We start from the raw sequence: 11262 nt of genomic DNA, 5'->3' as shown, positions 1-11262 counted from the left end.
GGCTTAGCGAAAGTGCGCGGCGACGGCATCGATCATCTGCCGTCCCGAGTAATAGTCGATGCGAAACGAACTCGGGCCCAGGGCATACACCCGCCGGTTGATCACCGCTGGCAGGTTGGCCAGCACCGGGTCGGCGAGGAACGCCTGCACGTCGCCGTCGGTGGCGCTGAGCAGGAACACGCTGTCACCGGTGATCGCCGCCGGCAGGTTTTCCCGGGAGATGAACTGGAAGTCCGACGCTCGGGTGACCTTGCCCGCCAGCGCCTCGGGCAGCTCCGCGACCTTGAAGCCAAGAGCGCCGAGCAGCCGGGCCTGGGGGCTGTTCAGGCGGCCGATGGAATAGCTGCCGGCAATGTTGTAGCCCACCACGCTCACCGGCCCCGGGGGCGGGGTGATGCGGGCGGCGGTTTGCGCGGTGTACTGGTCGAAGCGCTGGATCGCCGCCCGGGCCTGTTGCTCCAGGCCGGTGCGCTGGCCCAGGGCGGTGGCGATGTCTTGCCAGCTCTGGTTCGAGTAGTCCACCACCAGGGTCTCCAGGCCCTGGGCCTGCAGCTCGCTGCGGTGGGCGACCACGCTGTCGGCGCCGGTGGCGGACACCACCAGCAGGTCCGGGTCAGCGGCGATCACCGCTTCGATATCGAATTGCAGGTTGCGGTACAGCACCGCTACGCCGCGCTGCCTGGCCACTTCTGCCCACTGGGAAAAGAACCCGCGCTCATCGGTGAGGCGGCTGGGGGTGGTGGCGGCGCTGGCCACCAGCGGCGCATCCATGGCCAGCAGGATCCCGGTGACGCTGGGGCTGGTGGAGACGATACGGGTGGGGGTGGTGCTTGCCCCGAGGGCCAGCTGGCAACTCAGGGCCAGGACCGCTGCACTGAGCAGCCGGGCGCAAAGGCGTGGGTTCATCATCGATCCATCGGACGGTAAAGGGTGGGGCGCAGGGGCCTGAACAGCAGAACCATATGATAATGCTTCTCATGCAATGCGTTCCATATTGTAGAATCCATTCCGCAATTGCAATACTGCAAGCGCTTGTCTCCCAAGGAAAACCCCGCCATGACTCACCGTTTGCACGCCGATGCCGTGACCTTGCGCCACGACGCGCGAATCATTTCCCAGGGCCTGTCCCTGAGCATTCCCGACGGCTCGTTCACGGTCATTGTCGGGCCCAACGCCTGTGGCAAATCCACCTTGCTGGCGGCGTTGTCCCGGCTACTGGCACCGGCTGAAGGGCGGGTGGTGCTCGATGGCAAGGACATCCGCCAACTGCCGGCCCGGGAAGTGGCCCGGCGCCTGGGCCTGCTGCCGCAAAGCGCCATGGCGCCGGATGGCATCAGCGTTGCCGAACTGGTGGCGCGCGGGCGCTATCCGCACCAGTCGTTGCTGCGCCAGTGGTCGAAGGAGGATGAGCAGGCGGTGCGCGGGGCGATGGCCGCGACCCGGGTCGAGGCGCTGGCCGAACGCTTGCTGGACGAGTTGTCCGGCGGCCAGCGCCAGCGGGTTTGGATCGCCATGGTGCTGGCCCAGGAAACGCCGATCCTGCTGCTGGACGAGCCCACCACCTACCTGGATATCGTCCATCAGATCGAGCTGCTGGAGCTTTTGGCCGAGCTCAACCGCCAGGGCCGGACCATCGTCGCGGTGCTGCATGACTTGAACCAGGCCTGCCGCTATGCCAGCCACCTGATCGCCCTGCGCGACGGCGCCATCGTCGCCCAGGGCGCGCCGGCGGCGATCTTCACCGAGGCCCTGGTGGAGCAGGTGTTCGGCCTGGCCTCGGTGATCATCCGCGACCCGGTCAGCGGCACGCCGTTGATGGTGCCCAAGGGCCGGATCGACCCGGCCTGAAGCCACGGCTCAGGGGCGCGCCGGCAACGCTTCCTGGGGCACGCGCTGGCCACCGGTGGCCTGATTGACCTGGGCCGCTTCATGGAACAGCGCATCGCGGTCTTGCGGGGCCTGCAATTGTCCCAGGTCAGTGACTGTGGTCATCACGCAGACGATCTCCTGCTGGGCGTCGAATACCGGCGCGGCCTGCCCGGTGACGTTGGACAGCAGGTGACTGGTGAGTTCGGCCCAATGCCGGCGTCGTACCTCGTCGAGCACCGCGGCACTGGGCGGGGTGCCGCGAAAATGCGCCGGCTGCTGCTTGCGCGCCGCGTCGATCACGGCCTTGGGCAGAAAGGCCTGGAACACCAGGCCGCAGGCGGTGTTGTCGATGGGCAGGATGTCCCCCAGGGCCAGGGGGTTGATGGAGAAATAGGCGCTGCGGTACCAGCGCACCAGGGTCGGCCCGCGGTCGGTCCAGATCGCCACGCCCCCGCTGGCGGCATGCCGCTGGGCCAGGGCTTTCATGCGCTGGGCGGCGATGTCCACCGCATCGATGCGCTTGAGCGCGCCAATGCCGATGCTCAGGGCCGCCGGGCCCAGGTCGTACAGGCCACTGAGCGGGTCCTGCTTGGCCAGCCCTTCCTTGACCAGGCTTTGCAGGTAGCGGTGGGCGGTGGAGCCACCCGTGCCGGTGCGCCTGGCCACTTCCCCCAGGGCCAGCTCACCCTCGGCATTGGCCAGGGTGTTGAGAAAACGCGCGGCGATCGACACCGACTGGATCACCCCGGAACGTTTTTCCGGCGGTGCATCCAGGGTCTCGTCCAACGGGGGCTGCGAACTGTTCAACGGCTGGGTCTCCTCACCAATGTCTGGCCGCGTGGGGTACGCAGGCTACGGCCTGCGCGGCGCTGGCGCTAGCGGCGGCCATGATACCGGTTCCACCGCCTGCCTGGGACGGGGGAATGCGCCCGGGCCAAAAGTGTAGATCATTCCAATTTGCAGAACGTATTCCGTATTGAGGAATATCATGGCAGCGTGATAGCCTAATCGTGAAAGAGGATCATTCTCATTTGGAAGGAAGTTTTGATGGCCCTTACGCACCGCACATTCAGTCACGGTATTGGCGTTCTCACCTTGTCCACCCTGCTGGCGAGCCCGCCGCTGATGGCCGAGGACAGCAGGCAGCCAGACAAGCCAGGGAAAGGCAGCCTGGCCCTGGAATCGCTGGTGGTCACCGGTGAGAAACTCGACCGCGAGCTGAAGGACACCGCCTCCTCGGTGTCGATCATCACCGACCGCGATATCGACCAGAACAAGACCGGCGATGCGTCGGTGTCGGAGGTCATCAACGGCAGCCCCAACGTGATCTACACCGATTCGGTGGGCGCGCCGATCATCCGCGGCCAGGACACCCAGGGCCCGAACAACGGGCAGAACGTGTTCTGGGGTGGTACGGTGCCGCGGGCCACCATCAACCTGGACGGCCACTACCTGAACTACAACGAGATGTTCTTCGGCGCGACCTCGGTCTGGGACCTGGACAGCATCGAGGTGTTCCGCGGCCCGCAGACCACCTCCCAGGGCGCTAATGCGATTGCCGGGGCGATCATCGTCAACACCAAGAACCCGACCTTCACCCCCGAGGCGGCCTACCAGGCGGAGATCGGCAGCTACCACTCGCGGCGCAGTTCGGTGGCGGTGTCCGGGCCCCTGGCCCAGGACTTTGCCGGGCGCCTGGCAGTGGACTATTCGGCCCGCGACACCTTCATCGACTACGACAACCCGAAGTTCCAGGGCGGCAAGACCGACCAGGATTTTCGCAACCTCAATGCCCGGGCCAAGCTGCTGTGGTTGCCCACCGACATTCCAGGGCTGGAAAGCCAGTTCACCTTCGCCCACAACGACAGCAACCGCCCGACCCAGGAAGCCGCCTCGGCGCCGTTCCACAAGCTGGAGCACAGCTCCACCACCATGCCGTCCTGGGAACAGGACACCAACACCAGCATCCTCGACGTCTCCTATGAGCTGGGTAATGGCCTCAAGCTGTTCAACCAGGCGCAGTATTCGCTGTCGTCGGTGCACCGGGTGACCGGGGCGGCGGGCGAGGGCGATGCCGACATCCACCAGAAGAACGCCTCCAACGAGTCGCGCCTGACCTTCGGTGAGAAAGAGGACCTGCTCAGTGGCATGGGCGGGATCTACTACGCCCGCACCCGCACCGACGAAACCCTCAACCTGCGGGGCCGTTCGGCCTTCGACGACACCAAGACCAACCTGGGGATCTTCGGCGAGCTCAACTACCGGCTCACCGACCTGTGGACCCTGAGCACCGGCCTGCGCTACCAGCAGGACCACATCGAGCGCACGGGCAACTCGGTGCTGGCTCCCGGCGCGCTGAACTACGACAAGACCTTCTCCACCGTGCTGCCCAAGGTTTCCCTGGCCTACGCCGCCACCCCGCACTGGACCGTCGGTGGCCTGGTCAGCCGGGGCTACAACCCGGGCGGTGTGTCGCTGAACCTGACGACCCGGCAATGGGCCTATTTCAAGGAAGAGTCGATCTGGAACTATGAGCTGTTCAGCCGCGCTAGCTTTCTCGACGACCGCCTGCTGATCAACACCAACCTGTTCTACATGGATTTCAAGGACGCCCAGTACAACATCCCGGTGGTGATTTCCCCGGGGGTGGCACAGTCCTACACCATCAACGCCGAGAAGGCCCACGCCTATGGCCTGGAGCTGGATCTGGACTATCGCCTGCTGGACAACCTGCGGCTCAAGGCCAGCGCCGGCACCTTGCGCACCCGCATCGACAAGATTTCCAGCAATGCCGACTACGCCCACAACGAGTTTGCCCGCTCGCCGGGCTACACCCTGAGCGTCGGCCCCAGCTGGGACATCACCGAGCGCCTGAACCTCAATGCCCAGGTGCGCTACCTGGACGGCTACTACTCGGATACCGCCAACACCTCGGCCTATTCGATCAAGCCCTACACCCTGACCGATGCGCGCATGAGCTACCGCTTCAACGACCAGGTGCAGCTCTATGGCTACGTCAAGAACGTCTTCGACGACCGCTCGCCCACCTACATGCAGCAGAACCGCGGCATCGGCGGCATCGAGGCCAGCATGACCCAGCCACGGACCCTGGGCATCGGCGTCAAAGGGGCGTTCTGAGGCCCCCGGGAACCCGTCGCCGGCCGCCCCTCGAGGCGCTGCCGGCGTTCATTCGTACACAGGAGATTGGCAACAGATGAGTAACCGCAAACGCCTGCATATCGGCATGTCCCTGGCCCCCACCTGGCTCAGTGGCGATGCCTGGCGCCAGCCCGACAGCAATATCGAAGGCATCTACAGCGCCGACTTCGCCGTGGACATCGCCAAGCGTTCCGAGGCCGCGCACCTGGATTTCGTGTTCCGCCCCGACGTCAGTTGCCTGAACATGGACGGCCTGGAAAGCGGCTCGGGTTTCGCCAGCCTCGATCCCACGGTGCTGCTGGCGTGCATCGCCCGGGAGACGTCCCGCATCGGCCTGGTGTCCACCGTTTCCACCACCTTCTTCCCGCCCTATGTGGTGGCGCGCCAGTTGCAGTCGCTGCATTGGGTGAGCAACGGCCGCGCCGGCTGGAACATCGTCACCGCCTTGCAGGGCCACGAGAACTTCGGCCTGGAGGCCATGCCCGGCGCGGATGAGCGCTATGCCCGGGCGGCGGAGTTCACCCGCCTGGTGCACGACCTGTGGGCCAGCTACCCTAACCAGGCGCTGCTACTGGACCGGGAGAACGGCCGTTACGCCGACCGCAGCCAGGTGCACCCGGTGGACCATGCCGGCGAGCACTTCCGGGTGCGCGGCCCGCTCAACCTGCCGGCGTTCGGCAAGGCACGGATTCCCCTGGTCCAGGCCGGCGCCTCGGACACCGGTCGCGACTTTGCCGCCTCGGTGGCCGACCTGGTGTTCGCTCCGACCCCGGACAAGGATGCGGCCCTGGAACTGCGTCGCGACCTCTCGCAACGGGCCCGGCGCCACGGCCGCCGCCCCGAGGACATCCGCCTGCTGCCGGGCCTGAGCCTGTACCTGGCGCCGACCCGGGAACAGGCCCGCGAGCTGTTCATGCAAACCCACGGGCGCCCGGACAACGCGCGCAAGTTCGCCTCGATCCAGCAGATGATCGGCCTCGATTTAAGCGACTGGCCCCTGGACCGCCCGGTGAGCGCCGCCGACCTGCCGGCCCCGGTGCACAACCCCGGCAGCCGTACCCACACCAACCTGCTGCGGCGGTTGATCGAGCGCGAAACCCTGCGCCTGGACGAACTGCTGCTGCGCCCGGAAGTGATTTCCGCGGCCCACTGGCAAGTGATAGGCACCGCCGAAGATGCATTTGCACAGATCGTGGAATGGGCCGAGGCCGGCGCCATGGACGGCTTTATCGCCGCGCCGGGGGGCTCGATTCGTTCGATGCACATTTTCCTGGAACAGGTGATACCGATGCTGGTGGAGGCGGGGCTGTTTCGCGAGCGCTATAGCGGCACGACCTTTATCGAACACCTGCAAGAGCAGGATTGACCCGGGGCCTGCGAGAAATATCCGGCTTTGAGTGGCGGGCGCTATGGTTGTTTCTCCACAACGTGCGCCCGGATCATGCCGGGCGATCCTAACCCCGCAGTCAATAAAAGGAATGCAACATGAAAGTCAGTGCACGCAACGTGTTCAAAGGCCGGGTCAGCCAGGTGGAAGAGGGTTCGGTCAACGCCGAGGTGGTGCTGTCCCTGGAGGGCGGCGAGCAACTTGTGGCGGTGGTGACCCTGCAAAGCCTGCGTAGCCTGGGCATCGCCCCGGGCACCGAGGCCCTGGCCCTGGTCAAGGCACCCTGGGTGATGCTCATGACCGATGCCGAGGGCATCCGCCTGTCCGCTCGCAACTGCCTGCAGGGCAAGGTGATCAGCGTCACCGATGGTGCGGTCAACGCCGAAGTGGTGCTGGAGCTCAGCGGCGGCAGCCAGGTGTATTCCATCGTCACCCGCGATGCGGTGACCGAACTGGGCCTGGCTCCGGGCGTCAGCGCCACGGCGGTGATCAAGGCTTCCCACATCATCCTGGGCGTGCCGGCCTGATACCCGGCGGTTTCGATCGAGCAGGGGTTCAGGCGCTGTCGGAAGCTCCGGCATCCGCCTGCGCCCCCGGGTTCTCGATGCTTGCGGCAGAGTGCGTACTGCCAATGAACAGGTACATGGCCGGCACCATGAACAGGGTCAGCAGGGTGCCGATGGACAGCCCGGCGAAGATCACCAGGCCCATGTCGTGGCGGCCCGCCGCGCCGGCGCCGGAAGCCCAGACCAGCGGCACCACCCCCAGGACCATGGCCGCGGTGGTCATCAGGATCGGCCGCAGGCGCACTGCGGCGGCTTCTTCGATGGCTTCGCGCTTATTGTGGCCGGCGCGCTGCAATTGGTTGGCGAACTGCACGATGAGGATCCCGTGCTTGGTGATCAGCCCCAGCAGCGTCACCAGCCCGACCTGGGTGTAGACGTTGATCGAGGCGAACCCCATGGTGATGAAGGCCAGGGCGCCGAACAGCGCCGGCGGCACCGAGAACAGGATCACCACCGGGTCGCGATAGCTCTCGAACTGGAACGCCAGGGCCAGGTAGACGATCAGGATCGAGAACAGCAGCAGGCCGACGAACCCCCCCGACTCCTGGATGAACTGCCGTGATTCGCCGGCGTAGTCGCTGGAGTAACCGGATGGTGCCACCTGTTCCAGAATGCCCTTGAGCCGGGCCAGCAACTCGCCCTGGGACACGCCGCTGACCCCGGACAGGGTCGCCGAGTTGAGCTGCTGGAAGTGGTTGACCGACTCAGGCTCGGTGGAGGTTTCGATATGGGCCACGGTGCGCGCTGCAATCATCGCCCCCGACGGGGTACGGATGTAGTAGTCGAGGATCTGTTCGGGGTTCAGCCGGTCCACCTGCAGCACCTGGGGGATCACCTTGTAGGAGCGCCCGGCGGTGGAAAAGTAGTTCACGTAGTTGCCCCCCAGGGCCGCCGAGAGCGCGGCGCCGACGTCGGCCTGGGTCATGCCCAGGGCGGCGATCTTTTCCCGGTCCACCACCAGCTTGGCCTGGGGCTTGTCGAGCTTGAGGTCCAGGTCGGAAAACCAGAACAGCTGCTGCTTGGTGGCCTCGGCCAGTACCGCCTGGGCCACCTCGTTGAGGTTGGCCACCGACTCGGTGGTGCTGATCACGAACTGCACCGGCAGGCCCTGGGCGCCGGGCAGCGAGGGCAGGGGGAAGGCGGCGATGGTGGCGCCGGGCACCTGGTTCCACTTCTGTTGCAGGTCGAGGATCAACTGCGCCTGGGAGCGGTCACGATCCTCCCAGGACTTGAGCAGCACCCCGCCCAGGCCCTGGTTCAGCGAGGGCAGGCCGGTGAGCTGGAACATCTGCAGGTACTCGGGCTCCTTGTTGGCGATCTGGAACGCCTGGTCGGCAATCCACTCCATCTGCTGCGGCGAGGCGGTGGGCGCGCCCTTGATCTGCATGAACACCAGGCCCTGGTCCTCGGTGGGCGACAGCTCGCTCTTGGCGGTCAGGCCACTGGCGGCCACCAGCACGAACAGCAGGAAGCCGAAGGTCACCAGCACCGGCCAGCTATCCAGCCCGGCCGCCAGCACCCGGTGGTAGCGCCCCCGCAGCCAGTCGAAGTAGCGGTCCAGGCGCTTGGCGAACCGGCCTTCCTCCTGGCCGCTCTTGAACAGCCGCGAGGTCATCATTGGCGACAGGGTCAGGGCGATCACCGCCGACACCGTCACTGCGCCGGCCAGGGAAAAACAGAACTCCTTGAACAGCGCCCCGGTCAGGCCGCTGCGCAGGCCGATGGGCACGTAGGCGGCGATCAGCACCACGGTCATGGCGATGATCGGGCCGCCCAGCTCGCGGGCCGCCAGCAGCGCCGCCTCCAGTACGCCGCGGCCTTGCTCCTTGATATGCCGGTCGACGTTTTCCACCACGATGATGGCGTCGTCCACCACAAGACCGATGGCCAGCACCAGGGCCAGCAGGGTCAGCAGGTTGATGGAATAACCCAGCAGGTACATGACGAAGAAGGTGCCCACCAGCGACAGCGGGATCGCCACCAGCGGCACGATCACCGCACGGAACGAACCGAGGAACAGGTAGATCACCACCGAGACGATGATCATGGCTTCCACCAGGGTCTTCACCACCTCGAAGATCGAGGTGTTGATGAAGGCCGTGGAGTCGTAGACGATCTCGCCGCGCACCCCGGCCGGCAGTTGCGATTGCAGTTCGGGGAAGGCTTTGCGCACGTTGTCGGCGACGTTGAGGATGTTGGCGGTGGGCGCTGCCTTGATGCCGATGAACACCGAGCGCTTGCCGGAGAAAGCCACGCTGCTGTCGTAGTTTTCCGCCCCCAGGGTGACGTTGCCCAGGTCCTCCAGGTACACCAGGGCGTCGCCGTTGTGCTTGACCACCAGGCGCTTGAATTCGTCCACCGTGTGCAGGTCGGTGCCGGCGGTGAGGTCCACAGTGATCATCTGCCCCTTGGTGGAGCCCACGGCGGACAGGTAGTTGTTGTTGCCCAGGGCCGTGGCCACGTCCTGGGCGGTGACGTTGTGGGCCGCCAGCTTGTCCGGGTCGAGCCAGGCCCGCAGGGCGAACTGGCGGCCGCCGAGGATCTCTGCGGTCTGCACGCCTTCCAGGGAATCGAGCTTGGGCTTGACCACCCGCACCAGGTAGTCGGTGATGTTGTTGGTGGCCAGGGTGTCGCTGTAGAACCCCAGGTACATGGCGTCGGTGGTCTGGCCCACCGCTACCGTCAGCACCGGTTCCTGGGACTGGGCCGGCAACTGGTTCTTCACCGAGTTGACCTGGGTGTTGATCTCGGTCAGCGCCTTGCTGGAGTCGTAGTTCAGGCGCAGGGTCGCGGTAATGGTGGAGAGCCCGGTGATGCTGGTGGACGACAGATAGTCGATGCCCTGGGCCTGGGCGATGGCGGCCTCCAGGGGCTGGGTAATGAAACCGGCCACGGTGGCGGCGTCGGCCCCGTAGTAATAGGTGCTGATGGTGACCACGGTGTTCTCCGTGCGCGGCCACTGGTTCACCGGCAGCTCGAAGATCGAGCGCAGGCCCAGGATCAGGATGAACAGCGAGACCACCACGGCCCAGACCGGACGCTTGATAAAGGTATCGGTGAAGTTCATGGCGGGCCCTAGTGCTCTTGCGGCGTCGGCGAAGGATCGTTGCGCGGCGCGTGGCTGTTGTCGACTTTCACCGGCGAGCCGTTCTTGAGTTTCATCTGGCCGCTGGTGATCACCAGGTCGCCTTCCTTGACCCCTGACAGCACCGCCACCTGGTCGCCACGGTTGGGGCCGGTTTCGATGAAGGTCTGCTGCGCGGTGAGCACTGCGTCGCCCTGGTCGTTGTTCTTCTGGCTGGCGATGAACACCGTGGTGCCGTAGGGGTTATAGGTGACCGCGGTCTGGGGCAGGGTCAGGTAACGCTGGGTGCCGCCGGAGGCCACCACGGCCCGGGCGAACATGCCGGGCACCAGGCTGCGCTTGGGGTTGTCGATGGTGGCTTCCACTGTGACGTTGCGGGTGTTGGGGTCGAACTGGGTGTCGATGGAGCTGACCCGGCCGGTGAACGTCTGTTTGGGCAGGCCGTCGGCGCTGACCGTGACGCTCTGGCCCAGGGCCACCTGCTGCACCTGGGCCTGGGGCACGTTGAAGTCGATGTAGATCGGGTCGAAGGTCTGCAGGTTGGCGATCTTGTCCCCCGGGTTGAGGTATTGCCCGGGGTTGACCGCGGTGATGCCGATGCGCCCGGCAAAGGGCGCGCGGATGCTCTTCTTCGCCACCAGCGCGCGCTGCTGTTCGGCAGCGGCCAGTTTGGCCTTGAGGTCGGCTTCGTCGGCCTCGACCAGGGCCTGGGACACCGCGCTCACCTTCAGTTGCGCCCGGTCGCGCTTGAGCACCGTGCCGGCCAGGGCCGCGGTGGCTTCCAGGGAATGCAACTGGGCGATGTCGGAGTCGGCATTCAACTGCACCAGCAGGTCGCCGGCGGCCACTTCCTGGCCGGGCTTGAAGCCGATGCTGCGCACGATGCCGCCGACCTCGGTGGTCACGTCCACCCCGCGCACGGTCTTCATCGAGCCCACCGCGGAGACGCTGGGCTGCCACTCTTCGTACTGGGCCTTGATGGCGGTAACCACCGCGGGCGGCAGGGGCACCTTGGCCTGGGCGATCAGCTTGGAGATCTGCGCGAACTTGACCCCACCGATCACCGCGACGATCAGCAGCACCACGCCGAGCATGATCAGCATCGGCCGCAGCAGCCGGCGCTTGCGCGGCGCCTGGGGGGCCGCGCCGGGGTGCGCAGGGGAGGGGCTGGAGTGGACATCGGCCATGGCGGATCT

At 66.0% G+C, this 11262-nt stretch carries 8 protein-coding genes; 4 read left to right on the top strand and 4 right to left on the bottom strand.

Going from position 1 to position 11262, the window contains the following annotated elements; genetic code table 11:
* Nucleotides 1–3: 3 nt before the first annotated feature.
* On the bottom strand, nucleotides 4–909 hold the full coding sequence (gene fepB, locus AC1RMG_RS19100) for a Fe2+-enterobactin ABC transporter substrate-binding protein (protein WP_011061900.1): 906 nt from the start codon (nucleotides 907–909) through the stop codon (nucleotides 4–6).
* A gap of 147 nt (nucleotides 910–1056) precedes the next feature.
* Here fepB and AC1RMG_RS19095 point away from each other — a divergent pair, with 147 nt between their 5' ends.
* Nucleotides 1057–1848, top strand: coding sequence for an ABC transporter ATP-binding protein (locus tag AC1RMG_RS19095; RefSeq protein WP_011061899.1), 792 nt, complete (start codon nucleotides 1057–1059; stop codon nucleotides 1846–1848).
* Nucleotides 1849–1857: 9 nt separating this feature from the next.
* On the opposite strand, the gene AC1RMG_RS19090 is transcribed toward AC1RMG_RS19095, so the two are convergent.
* Nucleotides 1858–2643: an IclR family transcriptional regulator gene (locus AC1RMG_RS19090; protein WP_169893601.1), complete on the bottom strand. Its 786-nt coding sequence runs from the start codon at nucleotides 2641–2643 to the stop codon at nucleotides 1858–1860.
* A gap of 270 nt (nucleotides 2644–2913) precedes the next feature.
* Between AC1RMG_RS19090 and AC1RMG_RS19085 the strand changes: the two genes are divergently transcribed.
* From AC1RMG_RS19085 to AC1RMG_RS19075, 3 genes are all read left to right on the top strand, one after another.
* Nucleotides 2914–5007, top strand: coding sequence for a TonB-dependent receptor (locus tag AC1RMG_RS19085; RefSeq protein ID WP_026020119.1), 2094 nt, complete (start codon nucleotides 2914–2916; stop codon nucleotides 5005–5007).
* Between the two features lie 76 nt (nucleotides 5008–5083).
* Nucleotides 5084–6394 carry an NtaA/DmoA family FMN-dependent monooxygenase gene (locus tag AC1RMG_RS19080; protein WP_093403948.1) on the top strand — a complete coding sequence of 437 codons (1311 nt, stop codon included), beginning with the start codon at nucleotides 5084–5086 and terminating at the stop codon, nucleotides 6392–6394.
* A 119-nt stretch (nucleotides 6395–6513) separates the two neighbouring features.
* Nucleotides 6514–6942 carry a TOBE domain-containing protein gene (locus tag AC1RMG_RS19075; RefSeq protein ID WP_015636050.1) on the top strand — a complete coding sequence of 143 codons (429 nt, stop codon included), beginning with the start codon at nucleotides 6514–6516 and terminating at the stop codon, nucleotides 6940–6942.
* Nucleotides 6943–6970: 28 nt separating this feature from the next.
* Here the strand turns inward: AC1RMG_RS19075 and AC1RMG_RS19070 are convergent, their stop codons facing one another.
* Nucleotides 6971–10048 carry an efflux RND transporter permease subunit gene (locus AC1RMG_RS19070; protein WP_011061894.1) on the bottom strand — a complete coding sequence of 1026 codons (3078 nt, stop codon included), beginning with the start codon at nucleotides 10046–10048 and terminating at the stop codon, nucleotides 6971–6973.
* An 8-nt stretch (nucleotides 10049–10056) separates the two neighbouring features.
* Nucleotides 10057–11253 carry an efflux RND transporter periplasmic adaptor subunit gene (locus AC1RMG_RS19065; RefSeq protein WP_053159263.1) on the bottom strand — a complete coding sequence of 399 codons (1197 nt, stop codon included), beginning with the start codon at nucleotides 11251–11253 and terminating at the stop codon, nucleotides 10057–10059.
* Nucleotides 11254–11262: the final 9 nt, after the last annotated feature.

It is taken from the genome of Pseudomonas sp. GW822-FHT04H02, assembly GCF_058800645.1.
This window is presented reverse-complemented; position numbering and strand designations above follow the sequence as displayed.

Bases quoted from the DNA above. Each gene is read 5' to 3' on its own strand.
- fepB (WP_011061900.1), bottom strand. From the start codon at position 909: ATGATGAACCCACGCCTTTGCGCCCGGCTGCTCAGTGCAGCGGTCCTG.
- AC1RMG_RS19095 (WP_011061899.1), top strand. From the start codon at position 1,057: ATGACTCACCGTTTGCACGCCGATGCCGTGACCTTGCGCCACGACGCG.
- AC1RMG_RS19080 (WP_093403948.1), top strand. From the start codon at position 5,084: ATGAGTAACCGCAAACGCCTGCATATCGGCATGTCCCTGGCCCCCACC.
- AC1RMG_RS19075 (WP_015636050.1), top strand. From the start codon at position 6,514: ATGAAAGTCAGTGCACGCAACGTGTTCAAAGGCCGGGTCAGCCAGGTG.
- AC1RMG_RS19070 (WP_011061894.1), bottom strand. From the start codon at position 10,048: ATGAACTTCACCGATACCTTTATCAAGCGTCCGGTCTGGGCCGTGGTG.
- AC1RMG_RS19065 (WP_053159263.1), bottom strand. From the start codon at position 11,253: ATGGCCGATGTCCACTCCAGCCCCTCCCCTGCGCACCCCGGCGCGGCC.